A 15,259-nucleotide genomic window follows, 5' to 3' on the forward strand; every position below is an offset into this window, starting at 1 on the left:
TTATCCACAAATTTTTTAATAATATAAATTCCTAAAGAATTAAAAACTATTTTGCAAATCCAAAATCTTCAAATGGATAGAAAATGAATTTGAATTTTCCTTTTATATGAGAGCCGTCAATATAAGGATTTTTCCAAAGTCGAGCATCATTTGAATCAGGACGATTATCACCTAAAAAGAAATACTTTCCCTCAGGAACATCGAATTCACCGGAGTAGGAATAATCTTTATTCTTTACATAATCTTCAACCAGTTCTTCACCGTTAATAAATACAACTCCATTTTTTATTTTTATTTTATCACCAGGTAAACCAATTAATCTCTTTACTAATGTTAAATTAAGCTCATCAGATTGAAATACTATTATATCTCCTCTTGTAATACTAGATAGATTATTAACTCTAGTTACAAGTGCCTTGTTATCTTCATTTATAGTTGGAATCATAGAACCAGTCGGAACAAAAACACTAAAAAACATAAATTTATTTATTAAAATTCCAAGTATAAGAGCTATAAGTATAGGTATAAGCCAATCTTTTAAAAAAATAATTTTACTTGATATAGTTTCTTTTTTTATTTCTTCCATGATAAGTACCCCCGTATTTTATGTATAGTGCTCTAATTGTTTTTTTCCATATTTTAACTAAAATATATCATTACATAATGTTATTGTCAAATTGTTTATGTTAAGGTGCTAAATTATATTTTGTAATCATATATTTTAATAATGTAATGTAAAAGTGTAGTTTGAATCGAATTTTATATTTGATATTAGTTAGTGCAAATTGATAATGTATTTAGTTAATGCTTTAGCAAAATAATATATACATCAGCAAAGTGAGAGGTATTAATTAAATATGTCAATACATATTTAAGACATAGCTTATCTTTAAAATATGATCTTAAAAATAAGTAAAGTTAGGGTGTAGAGTAATGGATAAAAAGGTTTCTGATTTCTATTCAATTTTAAAACAGGAAAAAGATAATATAGAGGAATTTAGTAAAATAATTAAGGCAAGTGGTGAATTAACTAAAAGAATCAACATAGTGATTGGTGAAATGAATGCTATAAAGCAAGATATGATGGCATTAGAAGAAAATATAAATGAGGAAAAAGTTAAAACTGAAAATATAGAAGATAAGATAAATTATATAGTAACAAATGAAATTAAGGACAATATGGATACAGTTAAAGAAATACTTGCACATAATTTACCTAAGGATGTGAAAGCAGAATTTGCTAAGAATTCATATGAAGAATTTAATAAAAAAGTAATAGATTTAATGAAGTTTAACAATATAATTGGTGAAGTTATTATTTATAGCAATAATAACAATGAGTTAAAAGTTAATGTAAAGCTGTGGGGAGGAGAAGAAAAAGTTCAAGAGTTTACTATAAAAGAAAAGTATAGAATATTTAAAGTAATATCATTTATTCATACTAATTTAAGTTACGATGAATAAATGATATTAAATATGTATTTAAAGTAATCACACTTTGTAAATGATTATAAAAGCAGTGAAAGAGTATTGATATAAATGCTTGAAAAAAATATATATTAATATTATAATTTAAATAATAGGCTATGTTTAAAAACAGAGCCAAATAATTAAATAATTATTGCCTAATGGCCATATATTTTTCAGTTTTTTGGTTTCAAAACGGGAGAATATATGGCTTTTTTTATTCTTTATGAAAGGAGATGAATATACACATTTACATAATTAGTTATACGTTAATGATAAAAATTTAAAGTAATTATTTTATATTACTGAAATTAAAAAAGGAGTTTATTATGAATTTATTTAAAAGTTCTTTATTTGTATTTTTAGGAGCTTGTTGTTATGGAGTATTATCGACACTAGTAAAAATAGCATATAATGATGGGTTTGTATTTAAAGATGTTGTTATGAGTCAATTTTTATTTGGATGGTTAACTATGTTAATCATAATGCTAATCTCATCTAGAAGAAATATTACGATAAAACAGTTCATTTCACTTGCATTAATCGGAATAAGTACATGTGCAACAACTGTTTTTTATTACTTATCTCTTGAAAGTATTCCAGCATCATTTGCTGTTGTACTATTATTTCAATTTACATGGATTGGAGTATTGATTGAATCCATAGTAGATAAGAAATTTCCATCAAAAATAAAAATATTATCTATTATAATATTATTTATTGGAACTATATTAGCTAGTGGGGTAATTAATAGTAATAACTTTAAGTGGAGCTTTAGTGGAATAATATTTGGACTTATGGCAGCGCTTTCATATTCTCTATTTGTATTTTTTAGTGGAAGAGTGGAAACTCAAATACCATCAGTTAATAGAAGCTTTTGTGTAACAACAGGAGCATTATTAGTTGCCTTTGCTATTTGTCCAAACTATTTCTCTAATGGATGTTTATCACAAGGAATATGGAAATATGGAATTATACTAGGTGTATTTGGAGCTGTATTACCAGTGTTATTCTTTGCAATAGGAACACCTAAATTAAGTACAGGCCTATCAACTATTCTTGGAGCAGGAGAATTACCAGTAGCTATTATAGCGTCTATTGTTATTCTAAAAGAAGAGGTTTCTATGATAAAGTGGGTAGGAGTTATAATAATTTTAATAGGGGTTGCATTACCACAGTTAGTAAATTTAAAAAATAACAATTCAATAAAATTTTCTAAGGAACCTAATACTAATTTGTCATAAAATATAATACTAATTTAAAATTAGGTTCTGTTTTAAATTAAATAAAAATAGTAGTTTCTAATAGTTAGAAGCTACTATTTTTTTTATAAATAAGTTAGTTAATGATTATTTATATTCAGATTTTTTATCTATTTCACCAACACTTTTAATTAATTCATCTTCACATTTGTCATCTGATTTTTTAAAGCTTGATTTTAAGGAAATCCATTTTATAGCTTCAAAATAATCATGACTTTCAATTAAACCTTGATTCAATAAAACCATTAAACTATCCTTAAAATCTGCAGTATCTCTAGTGGAAAGCTTATCACCATGTTTTCTTATAATACCCATAATATCTAATTTACCATTATTTTTATAATCATGACTACTTATATTAATATTTAGCGCTTTTTCTATAATTGATATAGCAGTTTTTGCTTCATTAGATATATTGTTTTGAGTTTTTAATTGATTTACTATTTTATTTGATTTATTTAGAAAGTCAACAAAATTGGAATCTTTAAGCTTATTCAATTTATTATTAATATTTAAAGAATTATCAATATTAGAATTGGTAGTTTTCATATTTATAAATTCCATACAAACACTTTCTTTCTATAATAGTTTTTAATATTAAGCTATATTTTAGAATATTATTATATTTATATTATCGAATTAGTTTCAGGAAACTTTATACATTATTACAAAATTTTCCTGAAAAATTATAGATTTTATTAATCTATACTGTTCTTAGGTTATATAGTGTAGAATAGAAATAGAGAAAAGATTTCAATGATATTGTATATTAAAGAATAATGTTTATATTCTTTACAAATTGTTATACTTGTAAAAATATTTAGTTGTGTTAAAATATTTTATTATACCAATAAATGGAAAATGATATTAAAGTGAATATATTTGAATTTAGAAGAGAGATTATAAATATATATTAAAAATAATTATATGTTATTAGTAAATAAAATTTTAGAACTAGTATATACTTTATTAAAAGATATGAATAAATGTTAGCTGTAAGATAAATTTACAATAAAAATAGGGGGAAGAAGAATGGAGTACATGGTTAATAAACAATTAGGATGTGTGGATGTAATTTTGAAAAATGGATTATTTAGAAAAACATCTTATGGAGATTGTATTTTCAAATCAGAAAGTGGAGAAATAGATAAATTTACAAAGACTGCTAATATGACAGATGAAAAATATAATGAAGAATTTATGAAATTTTGCAGTAAACACAATGTTAATGGTAAAAAAGTTTTGGAACTTTTAGAATAGAAATATTATAATATAATCACATAATTTAGAAAGTAAAAATACATTTAAGTAATTTAAAGCAACTTAAATGTATTTTTATTTATGAAAGAAGGGTGTATATGGAATTAAAAAAATCAATAGAAGAAGATATAAGTAATATAATGAAAGTTATTAATGAGGCACAAATATATTTTAAAGAACAAAAAATAAATCAGTGGCAAAATAATTATCCTAACATTGATACAATAAAAGAAGATATTAAAAATGATTATTCATATGTATTTTTAAAAGATAAACAAATTGTTGCTACAGTAGCAATTTCTTTTGATGGAGAAAAATCATATGATACTATTTGTGATGGCAAATGGATTAGTAATTGTAAATATGCGGTTATTCATAGAATGGCTGTAAATAACATGTATAAGGGGGAAGGGATAGCATCTAAAATTATTAAAAATATAGAAAAAATTTGTTTAAATAAAGATATACATAGTATAAAAATAGACACACATATAGAAAATAAACCTATGCAAAATTTACTTAAAAAGAATAACTTTCAGTATTGCGGTATAATATACTTAGAAGATAAAAGTGAAAGAATAGCTTTTGAAAAGGTAATATAAAATAAAATTTAATATTGATTGGGAGCATTAAAATTATGAAAAGAATTTTATCTAAAAAAGAAAAAGTTTTAACAAAACAATTGAAAATTATTAATAAAAAAGAAGAAAATTTATTAGTAGAACAGAAAGAAAGCTTTTTAAATAAAAAAATATCACCATATAAGAATAAGCTAGAAGAAAAAATTCCAGATAAACTTGAAGAAACTTTGCAATTAGCATTTGAAAAAGGTTTTAATATTGTTTTTAAAAAAGGTGTAAAAATTATTGAAAAAAGTTTTGATAAAGAGAAAATAAATGAAGAGTTTAATATAGATGATTATGCTGTGAATATACAAACTAATAAAAAGAATATAAATAGAATTGATAAAAAAACAAATAGAAAAGTATTTTTAAATAAATCAATAGGTGTATTAGAAGGCGGAATACTAGGAGTTTTAGGTATAGGTTTACCTGATATTCCAATTTTTATAGGGGTTATATTAAAAACTATTTATGAAATAAGCTTAGGATATGGTTTCCACTATGATAATGATGATGAAAGAATATATATTTTAAACGTTATTTCTAGTGCTATGACTACAGGAGAAGAAAAAAGAAAATATCTTGAAGAGATTGATAAAGTAGGAGAACAAATAAATAATGGGATTAAAATAGAACATAGTGTAGACGAATTAATTAATGAAACATCTAAAAAAATGGCATCTTCAATGCTGACAAGCAAATTTATACAAGGATTACCTATAATCGGTGTTGTAGGTAGTTTTACTAATTATAAAACTATAAAAGATATTAGTAAGATAGCTAAAGTTAAGTATAAGAAGCGATATTTAAAAAAACTTAAATAGTTAAATAAGAATATATAAGAACTCTATTGATTGGATAGGGTTCTTTTTATTTTATTTAAAGTAAGAGACCTTCAGACGCTGATAATTAAATAGCGAAAGGAGGTGTAATATTATAATGGTTGAAGAAATGAATAACAAAATCTTAAAATTAAGACAAGCTTTGCAAAAACTTATAAGTGAAGAAAACAATTTATTAAATCCTAAAGTTATTGCAGCTAGTCAAGAACTTGATGAAGTTCTAAACGAGTATAATAAATTACTCAAAGAACTAAAAAAGTAAAGTGAAAAAGGGGAGGAATACTTCTTATTCCTCCTTTTATATATTTATAACTTAAAGTACATAAATAGAGAAAATATTATTGCAAAAAAATATATTAATTATAATTTTTTAATAGAAAATAATTTTTTAATAATAAATTTCTAATAAGTGCAACATTTTCCTGAGTAGAATTGTTTTATAAGTGAAGGAGATGATTAAAATGAAAATAACAAAAAGAATTTTAGGAAGCGCTATAGCCTTAACAGTTCTTATGGGAGTGCCACAATATGTATCTGCCAATGTACTAACTACATCAGATAATGTGGCAGCAACAGAAAGCCAAGAAGTATTTAATATGCCAAAATTCTCAACAGCATGGGGAAGCGTAAAGGAGAAGGGTGATAAGCAAATTCATATTAAAAATTCAAGTAACATGAACAATGATATGATATTAAATATATCTGATGAAACTAAGATAATAGATGCAGTTAGTGGATTACCAGTTGCTATTAATGATATAAATATAAATGATGATATTTATGCATATACTAGCCCAATAATGACAATGAGCTTACCACCTATAACTACGGCAGAAGCTATTATTGTTAATATACCCCAGGATTTTAAAGTTCCTAATTATATGGAAGTTCAGGATATAAAGAAAAATGATGATGGAAGTATAACTGTTACAAGTGATGATGGATTACTACAAGCAACATTAAATAAGGATACGAATATATCTCCTTACTTAACAAGAAATATTGTAACTATGGATAATATTGAGGTTGGATCAAAAATATTTTTATGGACAAAGTATAATCCAAATGAACCTCAAACTTTACAGCTTCCAGAAAAGGTAAATGTAGAAAAGTGTTTACTTATGCCTTATGAATACAGTGGAGTAATAAAAGCTTCTGCAGATAAGTTAAGTGTTAATGGGGAAGATATTAATTTTAAAGCTAGTGAAGCTCCATTTATGGAAGGTGAAACATTAATGCTTCCATTAAATTTAGTTTCAGAAAAACTTGGATATGAAGTTAAGCCTTTTAATAAAACAACTATGCTTAACATTACAAAAGAAGGTTCTAAAACTTATACTGTAGCTATTGATAGCGATATGTTAGAAACAGAAGATACTGGGTATTATTTAAGAAATAAAACAATGGTAAAAAATAATACTATATTTGTAAGTTCAGAATTATTTAACTTAGCTGAAAATGCTAAGGTAGTAGTAGAATAGTTTAATAAGGATGTGTTTTAGTATTGTGTTCAAATATTCATAAACAATTTGGATGAGCAGTTAAAACACAGGTTATATAAAAATAAGTATATAAAAAAATAAGTATATAAAAGATTTAGTATAATAAGATTACAATTTCCAAAATAAATATTAAAAAATAAATAAAAAATTTCTAAAATAAATAATAAACATTAAAAACAAATAAATAAATAATTTCTAAAATATAATATGAATGTAAGTTTATAAGAATATAGTCTATGATACAAAACTATTTGTTAGTATCATAGACTATATTTTTTTGTTTATATATAGTTTATTTTAAAAATAATATAAATTTCTATTTTAATAGATATAAAAAAAAATATATTAAAAGTTTTTTAATATGTGATAAAGTTACAGAAAAATAAAGGTTTATCTAATAAAATGAAAAAAGATAAACTGATCTGTACACAATGAAATAGAAATTTTAATTTAATATAATATGTAAATTGGGAGGAATTCTAGTGAAAAAATTTTTAGAATTATGGAAAAAATATTCATTTATAATGTTAATAGCTTTTATAATATTAGGACTAATTGATTTAAGATTTGCTTTGTTAGCTATTATATGTATGGTTGCACCTGTAATTGTTTCTGTTGCTAAGGGGAGATTTTGGTGCGGTAATTTATGTCCAAGAGGAAATTTTTATGACAATGTAGTTTCTAAATTTAGCAATAAAAGAAAAGTACCTAAATTTTTAAAATCTTATTATTTTAGAGCAATAGTAGTTGTTGTTATGATGTCTATGTTTGGTATAGGAATTAAACAAAACTTAGGAAATTTATATGGTATTGGCATGGTATTTTATAGAATGATCGTTGTAACAACTTTAATAGGAATAGTATTATCTTTATTCTATAATCATAGAACTTGGTGTCATTTTTGTCCTATGGGAACTATAGCATCAGTTATATCAAAATTTAGGAAAAACAAAAAAGTATTGCAAGTATCATCTTCATGTGTATCTTGTAAAATATGTGAAAAAAAATGTCCTTTAGGAATAGTTCCTTATGAATATAAGGGGGATATTTTAAGTCATCCTGATTGCATACAATGTGGTAAATGTGTAACAGTATGCCCTAAAAAAGCAATAGGATATGATAAAATCACATTAAAATAGAAATATAATTAAAATAAAAGGTTAAAATAAACTATACGTAAGTTAAGTTTATTTTAACCTTATTTTTGGGTGTTTAATAAAAAAGTGATGTTTTAAAATTTAAATTTCTGGTTCAACAGATTTTTTAGGATATAATGTTGTACCCCATATTGAGAATGTTCTTTCTTTTACTAGTGGGATATTTTGAGCATCTATAACTTGTCTCCACCATTCCCATGCAAGGCCTGTACACTCCCATGCTTTAACGGAAATATTTCTAGCATTTCCTTTTAGATATATTTCTGTATTAAAGTGAGCAGTTTTATCTTTATCACTTCCAGACCAAATCTTATGCTCTATTATTTCATTACCATCTTTATCATAGCTAACTTCATCCCAAGTTACTTCAAATTGAGCAACATAAGCACCACTATGATCAAGAACAATTTTACCATTAGTATATTCTGTTGATGTTGTTTCAATATACTCTGTTTTATTATTTACACTAGCAATTCTATTATCTTTTAAGAATGTACTTGTGTATGAAATAGGATAGCCAGGATTTTTAGGACTATATACTGAATTGTTTTGTATTATATTTTGTATTTCATTAAAATCTTTAGTAACTACTTTGTTATGGGCTTCAGCACCACCACCAAGAACTGTAGCTGTAAATGAACTTTGCTCTAAGATATCTTCATATTCTGTGTTACCACTGATATCTTGGTTAGAGACTAAAGCTTTAAATGCTGCTTTAACATTTGCACTCTTAGATGTAGTTTCAAGTTTTACATAAATTGTTCTACCATAGGCTACATTAGAAACATATGCAGGTGGATTTTCGTTATCTACACCTTTTAAAGCTAATTCATCAAAGCTTACATTGTCGCCAAATAAGTCAGAAGGTTTTTCAGGTGCATCTACACTAACTGTATAGAATATTTGTTTATATGCAACAACCATAGCTTGTTTTTCACCTTTAAATATAGAATTGAAATCTATATTTAATGCTTTGTCTAAAATTTTGAAATTGCAACCAAACATTGTAGATAATTGAGATTTACTATATACCATAGCATCAGTATAGCTCATTCTTGTAGGAATAGTATATTTAGATGCGTATTTTGTATTCCAAGTATCTAATAGAGAATTTATTGAAGAATTTACAGTAGAGTATGTTGGTGAATTAACAACTTTACTACCATCATCACTCATTCCAGGTAAGTCAACACTTATAGTTATTGGTTTTCTTTTACAAGAAATTATATCTGGTTTGTTTTCTACAAGATTTCTATTTGCAAGTTGAATAGCACCAGGGTAAGTTCTATCATTAATTGAGTCTATTATTGAAATATCTGCAGTAGAGTCAGATATACTTTTCTTTTCTCTTTTTACTACAATATATTTATTTGGAGTATCAAAACCTTGAGCAGGCACAAAGCTATCAACGCTTTCACCTTTTGAAGATAGTATCTTATCAGGGTTATATGATAATCCATAGATATTTTTATCAATATCATTAATTTCATTTTTTAAAGTATCTCTTATAAGAGGTATATCTTCTATAATTGGTTCTTCAATAGATTTGATAGGATCAACTATAGGATTAATAGTAATGGGATTAATAGCTTGTACAGAATCTGTATTTAGTAAGTCACCATCTGTTTGTGTGCCCTCATCTAATACATTTTTTTCAGATAAACTATTATCTGTTTTATTATCTGATACAACATTTTTTGTTTCATCACTAATATTTTCAGTAATTACATTTTTATCTGTAGTTTCTTTTGCAGAATTATCTTCTGTTATGCCTGATAGAAAAACATTGTTATTAGTTTTAAAATCACTAATATATGCAAATCCATTGATAAGCATAACTGCTAATAATCCTTGTGCAAATGACTTAAGAAGTTTTTTAGTAGTTTTCATTTAATTTTCCCCCTTTTTTGTATAGTTATAATATTTGGTGCTGATTATTTATACGGACAAAAATCAAGAAACTTTAGAAAAAAAAGAGAAAACAGAGGATAAATACCAATTAATATGTTGCATAGGCTTTATAGGACGAGATATTTTTAAACATTACTATTAATCATTAAAATAATAAATATAGTATTTTATAGTAATTTAATGTGATTAAGTCACTTAAGTATTATAGAAATACAAGTATAATAAAATTAACAAATATATTATTATATATTTTAATATGATAGGAGGCTTTATTATGGCTAAAATTATAAATAGTAGAGAGTTTATGGAAAAGGTAGAAAATACTAAAGGTGTAGTTATGGTTGATTTTTTTGCAGATTGGTGTGGTCCATGTAAGATGTTAGCTCCAATATTTGAAGATCTTAGTAATGAATTTAATGATAAGGCTAAATTGTTTAAATTAGATATAGAAGAAAGTGGAGAAATAGCAGAAAAATACGGTGTATTTTCTATTCCTACAATGATAATATTCAAAGATGGAAAAGCAGTAGAAAATTTAACTGGATTTATGCCAAAAGAAAATATAACAAATAAATTAAAGGTTCATTTATAAAATGTTTGAAGGAATAACCTCTGTAAGTAATGTAAGTTATTTATTAGTATTTTTTGAGGGGATAGTTTCATTTCTATCCCCTTGTGTATTACCTTTAATACCACTTTACATTGGATATTTAGCGGGAAATGCTAAAAAACAAAATAATGATGGTACATATACTTATGAAAGAAAAAAAGTATTATTTCACACTATATTTTTTGTACTAGGAATTTCAACAGCTTTTTTCATACTAGGAATTTCATTTACCACAATAGGAACATTTCTTAATAATAATAAAATGATTTTCACTAAAATTAGTGGAATTATTATAATTATTTTAGGTTTATTCCAAATGGGAATTTTTGAATTTAAATTTTTGCAAAGAGAACGTAAATTAAAAATAAACTTAAATGGAAAAAAGGTAAATCCTTTAATAGCTTATATAATGGGATTTACATTTAGCTTTGCATGGACACCTTGTGTTGGTCCAGCTTTATCATCAGTTTTAATTCTTGCATCAAGTGCTAAAGATGCCGCTATTGGAAATTTATTGGTTTTAATATATTGCTTAGGCTTTGTAATACCATTTTTAATATTAGGTCTTTTTACAACTCAAGCTTTAAATTTTATAAAAAATAATAAAAATGTTATGAAGTATACAATAAAAATAGGTGGAATCCTAATGATAATTATGGGAGTAATGACTTTTACAGGATGGTTAAATAATGTTACAGGTTATTTAAATCAAGTAGGAAGTAATGAAAATACTAAATTAACATCAGAAGAAAAAGAAGAGATTAAAAGAGAAGAACAATATATTAAAGAATCGGAAGAGAGAAATAATTCTAATAGTACAAATTCAAGTAATGAAAATATAGAAAAGGAATCTTTGCAGCCATCATTTGATTTTACGTTAAAGGATCAGTATGGAAATGTTCATAAATTATCTGATTACAAAGGTAAAACTGTATTTTTAAATTTCTGGGCAACATGGTGTCCGCCATGTCGTATGGAGATGCCTCATATAGAAGAGCTATACAAAGAATTTAATTATAATAAAGATGATGTTATTATCTTAGGAGTAGCACAACCTGGTGGAGAAGAAAAGGACATAGAAGGAATTAAACAATTCTTAAATGAGCAGGGATATACATTCCCAGTAGTTTTTGATGAGAGTGGAGAGGTATTTAATAATTATAGAATAATGTCTTTGCCAACTACATTTATGATAGATAAAGATGGAAATGTTTATGGATATGTAAGTGGTGCTTTAAGCAAGGATCAAATGAAAAGTATAATAAGCGAAACTAAAGAAAAATAGAAAATAAAAATTAGAAAAAATCACCTGAGATTTTATTTCTCAGGTGATTTTTTATGAGTATTTTCAATTGAGTTTATAAAAATATTGATAAAAAATAATAAATACAAAAAAAGTTATTAGCATTTGACAATAACCAAAAATAGTAATAATATTATATTGGCAAATGCCAATTAATATAGGGAGATGATTTTATGTCAGATTGTAATTCATGTGCGTTAAATAATGGATGTAGTAAGAATAAAGAAAAGTGTATGATCGAGAATAATCCTTTAAATAATGTAAAAAAAGTTATTGGTGTTATGAGTGGAAAAGGTGGAGTTGGAAAATCATCAATTTCTGTTATTATTGCAAAGTATTTAAAGGAACTTGGATATAATGTTGGTGTTTTAGATGCTGATATAACTGGTCCAAGTATCCCAAGACTTTTGGGTTTAAGTGATAAAAAGGCGTGCAGTTATAATGAAATGATATTACCAGTGGAAACTGGTGATGGTATAAAAGTTATGTCTTTGAATTTATTGATGGAAAATGAAGAAGATCCAGTAATTTGGAGAGGTCCAATAATTTCGGGAATGGTTAAACAATTTTGGAATGATGTACTTTGGGGAGAGCTTGATTATTTAGTAATAGATATGCCACCGGGAACAGGAGACGTTGCATTAACAGTAATGCAGTCAATGCCAATAAACGGAGTAGTGATGGTATCTGTTCCACAAGATTTAGTTTCTATGATAGTTTCTAAAGCAGTAAATATGGCAAAACAAATGAATATTAATGTTTTAGGCGTTGTTGAAAATATGAGCTATATAACTTGTGCTGAGTGTGGTAAAAAAACTAAATTATTTGATGGAGAAAGTACTGAAAAGTTTTTAAAAGAAATGAATTTAAAACTTTTAGGAGAACTTCCAATGATAAAAAGTATAAGCAATTTGTCACACTGTGGAGATGAAAAAATAAATGAAAGTTTAGAATTAATATTTGATCCTATAGTAAAAGAAATTATTAATAGTCTAGAATAGTATTAAAATTAGTTTTTGTAATAAGGAGAAAAACTAAATGGATTTAAGGATAACTACTCTTATCGAAAATAATTCAGATAAAGATAAGCTTGAAAATAAATCTGTATACAATAACACAGGAAATGTAATTGAAATTATTTAAAAAATTTTCTTTAAATTATTATTGGCATTTGACAATAATAAAAATAAAGAGTAATATAATAATTAGCAAATGCCAATAATGAAATGGGAGATGATTAAAATGAAAATAGCAATTTCAGCAAAAGGAAAAGTAAGTAGTGATTTACTTGATTCAAGATTTGGAAGATGTGAATATTTTCAAATATTCGATACTGAAGATAAGAGTTTTAAGATTTTAGAAAACAAAGGCCAATCATCAAGTGGGGGTGCAGGTATAGCAGCAGCTAATCAAGTAATAGATGAAAATGTTGAAGTTATTATTACAGGAAACCTTGGGCCAAATGCTTTTGAACTTATAGATAAAGCAGAAATTAAGGCGTATAAGTGTGAAAGTGTTTCTATAGAATCTGCATTAAATAAGTATAACAATAATGAACTTGAAGAAATAAAAATTGCAGGTATGGCACATCATGGAATGCATAATTAGATAGGAGGAGTAAAGCGATGAATATAGCAGTTCTTAGTGGAAAGGGAGGAACAGGAAAAACTACAGTTTCTACTAATCTTGCTCTTGCTTTAAAGTCAAATTATATTGACTGTGATGTAGAAGAACCTAATGGATTTATATTTTTAAAGCCTGAAATAAATGAAACTAAACAGGTTATGATAGATTATCCATTTATAGATGATGAAAAATGTGTTTTATGTGGAAAGTGTGTAGAGGTATGTCAGTTTAATTCTATTGCAAAAGTTAAAAATGACATAATACTTTTTAATAAGTTATGTCATGGATGTGGTGCTTGTGAAATTGTATGTGAATATGATGCATTAACTTATAAGAAAAGAGAACTAGGAAAAATTGAAGTTGGAATGGCAAGAGATATAAATTGTAGCAGAGGAATTTTAAATATAAGTGAACCAATGGCTGTACCAGTTATACGTGAACTTCTTAAAGATTTACCTCATAATACTAATTTAATTGATTGCCCTCCAGGAACATCTTGTAATGTGGTAACTGCTTTAAAATATGCTAATGGAGCTATACTTGTTACAGAGCCGTCAGAGTTTGGACTTCACGACTTAAAAATGGCTGTAGAACTTGTAAAAACATATAATATACCATTTGGAATAATTATAAATAAAGATGATGGAGAAGAGAACATCATAAAAAAATATTGCAGAAACGAAAAAATAAACTTAATTGGTGTTATACCTTATAGTAAAAATACTGCAACTCTTTATTCAAATGGAGAAGTATTATACGATAATTTACAATATAAAATTTTATTTGATGAATTGTCAGAACAAGTGAAGGAGGTTTTAAAATGGAATTAGTAGTTTTAAGTGGAAAAGGTGGAACAGGAAAAACTACAATTGCAACCTCACTATCAGAACTTGTAGGAGATGTAATAAGGATAGATTGTGATGTTGATGCACCTAATTTTTATATGTTTTATAAAGGTAAAGACATTGAAAAAAACAAATTTTTAGGTAGTAAAAAAGCAATTATAAATGAAACCTTATGTATCAAATGTGGAAAATGTGAGAGTGTGTGTAAATTTGATGCAATAAAAGATTTTAATATAAATGCTTTTTTATGTGAAGGCTGTGGAGCATGCACATTAGTGTGTCCACAAAAAGCTATAAATTTAGAGGATGAAAAAACTGCAGATACTTTTATAACTGAACTTGATAGTGGAATAATATCAAGAGCAGAGATGGAAATCGGTAGTGATGGTTCAGGTAAACTAATAAGTTATTTAAGAAAAAATGGTAAAAAATTTAATACTGATGAAAAGTTAACAATAGTAGATGGTTCACCAGGAATAGGATGTTCTGTTATATCATCTATAACAGGAAGTGATGCTGTTTTAATTGTTACAGAACCAACAAAATCAGGGCTTGAAGATTTAATGAGAGTAGTAGCATTATGTGAACATTTTGGAGTTTTTACTATGGTTTGTATAAATAAATTTGATATAAATGAAGATATGAGTAAAAATATAGAAAACTTTATAATAGAAAAAAACATATCTTTAGTAGGGAAAATTCCATATGATGATGCTGTTATGAAATCTATAAATGAGTTAAAACCAATTATAAATTATCCAGATAGTATAGCATGTAAATCTATAAAAGAAATGTGGAATAATATAAAGAAAATTTTTTAATACGAATGAATAAAGAGTTTAAGGGAGAAA

General features: G+C 25.6%; 17 protein-coding genes. 14 read left to right on the top strand and 3 right to left on the bottom strand.

Annotated elements, in window-relative coordinates; translation table 11 throughout:
- Positions 1 to 46: 46 nt before the first annotated feature.
- On the bottom strand, positions 47 to 586 hold the full coding sequence (gene lepB, locus NG904_RS06900; RefSeq protein WP_252213672.1) for a signal peptidase I: 540 nt from the start codon (positions 584 to 586) through the stop codon (positions 47 to 49).
- A gap of 347 nt (positions 587 to 933) precedes the next feature.
- Here lepB and NG904_RS06905 point away from each other — a divergent pair, with 347 nt between their 5' ends.
- Both NG904_RS06905 and NG904_RS06910 read left to right on the top strand, forming a co-directional pair.
- On the top strand, positions 934 to 1,464 hold the full coding sequence (locus NG904_RS06905) for a hypothetical protein (RefSeq protein WP_252213670.1): 531 nt from the start codon (positions 934 to 936) through the stop codon (positions 1,462 to 1,464).
- A 332-nt stretch (positions 1,465 to 1,796) separates the two neighbouring features.
- Entirely contained in the window at positions 1,797 to 2,711 is a 915-nt protein-coding gene (locus tag NG904_RS06910; protein ID WP_252230673.1) for an EamA family transporter, read from the top strand.
- A 105-nt stretch (positions 2,712 to 2,816) separates the two neighbouring features.
- Here NG904_RS06910 and NG904_RS06915 read toward each other — a convergent pair whose 3' ends face one another.
- On the bottom strand, positions 2,817 to 3,278 hold the full coding sequence (locus NG904_RS06915; protein WP_252230675.1) for a hypothetical protein: 462 nt from the start codon (positions 3,276 to 3,278) through the stop codon (positions 2,817 to 2,819).
- Between the two features lie 483 nt (positions 3,279 to 3,761).
- Between NG904_RS06915 and NG904_RS06920 the strand changes: the two genes are divergently transcribed.
- The 6 genes from NG904_RS06920 to NG904_RS06945 all read left to right on the top strand — a co-directional run bounded on the left by NG904_RS06920 (position 3,762) and on the right by NG904_RS06945 (position 8,095).
- The gene (locus tag NG904_RS06920) at positions 3,762 to 3,989 is read left to right on the top strand and encodes a hypothetical protein (protein ID WP_252213664.1); all 228 of its coding nucleotides are present in this window, start codon (positions 3,762 to 3,764) and stop codon (positions 3,987 to 3,989) included.
- Positions 3,990 to 4,087: 98 nt separating this feature from the next.
- The gene (locus NG904_RS06925; RefSeq protein ID WP_252226746.1) at positions 4,088 to 4,591 is read left to right on the top strand and encodes a GNAT family N-acetyltransferase; all 504 of its coding nucleotides are present in this window, start codon (positions 4,088 to 4,090) and stop codon (positions 4,589 to 4,591) included.
- A 35-nt stretch (positions 4,592 to 4,626) separates the two neighbouring features.
- On the top strand, positions 4,627 to 5,436 hold the full coding sequence (locus NG904_RS06930) for an EcsC family protein (protein WP_252230677.1): 810 nt from the start codon (positions 4,627 to 4,629) through the stop codon (positions 5,434 to 5,436).
- 115 nt (positions 5,437 to 5,551) lie between these two features.
- A complete protein-coding gene (locus tag NG904_RS06935) occupies positions 5,552 to 5,716 on the top strand; it encodes an aspartyl-phosphate phosphatase Spo0E family protein (RefSeq protein WP_252213658.1) in 165 nt (54 codons plus the stop codon).
- Positions 5,717 to 5,915: 199 nt separating this feature from the next.
- Positions 5,916 to 6,935: a stalk domain-containing protein gene (locus NG904_RS06940; protein WP_252230679.1), complete on the top strand. Its 1,020-nt coding sequence runs from the start codon at positions 5,916 to 5,918 to the stop codon at positions 6,933 to 6,935.
- A gap of 503 nt (positions 6,936 to 7,438) precedes the next feature.
- Positions 7,439 to 8,095, top strand: coding sequence for a 4Fe-4S binding protein (locus NG904_RS06945; RefSeq protein ID WP_252230681.1), 657 nt, complete (start codon positions 7,439 to 7,441; stop codon positions 8,093 to 8,095).
- Positions 8,096 to 8,194: 99 nt separating this feature from the next.
- On the opposite strand, the gene NG904_RS06950 is transcribed toward NG904_RS06945, so the two are convergent.
- Positions 8,195 to 10,003, bottom strand: a complete 1,809-nt coding sequence (locus NG904_RS06950) for a thiol-activated cytolysin family protein (RefSeq protein ID WP_252230683.1) — start codon at positions 10,001 to 10,003, stop codon at positions 8,195 to 8,197.
- Between the two features lie 295 nt (positions 10,004 to 10,298).
- Between NG904_RS06950 and trxA the strand changes: the two genes are divergently transcribed.
- The 6 genes from trxA to NG904_RS06980 all read left to right on the top strand — a co-directional run bounded on the left by trxA (position 10,299) and on the right by NG904_RS06980 (position 15,229).
- Entirely contained in the window at positions 10,299 to 10,616 is a 318-nt protein-coding gene (gene trxA, locus NG904_RS06955) for a thioredoxin (protein ID WP_017826314.1), read from the top strand.
- Between the two features lies 1 nt (position 10,617).
- Positions 10,618 to 11,919: a cytochrome c biogenesis protein/redoxin gene (locus NG904_RS06960; protein ID WP_252230685.1), complete on the top strand. Its 1,302-nt coding sequence runs from the start codon at positions 10,618 to 10,620 to the stop codon at positions 11,917 to 11,919.
- Positions 11,920 to 12,110: 191 nt separating this feature from the next.
- On the top strand, positions 12,111 to 12,938 hold the full coding sequence (locus tag NG904_RS06965) for an Mrp/NBP35 family ATP-binding protein (protein WP_252230687.1): 828 nt from the start codon (positions 12,111 to 12,113) through the stop codon (positions 12,936 to 12,938).
- 241 nt (positions 12,939 to 13,179) lie between these two features.
- Positions 13,180 to 13,545: a NifB/NifX family molybdenum-iron cluster-binding protein gene (locus tag NG904_RS06970; RefSeq protein ID WP_252230689.1), complete on the top strand. Its 366-nt coding sequence runs from the start codon at positions 13,180 to 13,182 to the stop codon at positions 13,543 to 13,545.
- Between the two features lie 17 nt (positions 13,546 to 13,562).
- On the top strand, positions 13,563 to 14,393 hold the full coding sequence (locus NG904_RS06975) for an ATP-binding protein (protein ID WP_252230691.1): 831 nt from the start codon (positions 13,563 to 13,565) through the stop codon (positions 14,391 to 14,393).
- Positions 14,384 to 15,229, top strand: coding sequence for an ATP-binding protein (locus tag NG904_RS06980; RefSeq protein ID WP_252230693.1), 846 nt, complete (start codon positions 14,384 to 14,386; stop codon positions 15,227 to 15,229). The genes NG904_RS06975 and NG904_RS06980 overlap by 10 nt, the downstream gene beginning before the upstream one ends.
- Positions 15,230 to 15,259: the final 30 nt, after the last annotated feature.

It is taken from the genome of Clostridium sp. ZBS15, from assembly GCF_023845705.1.
Classification (GTDB): domain Bacteria; phylum Bacillota; class Clostridia; order Clostridiales; family Clostridiaceae; genus Clostridium; species Clostridium aquiflavi.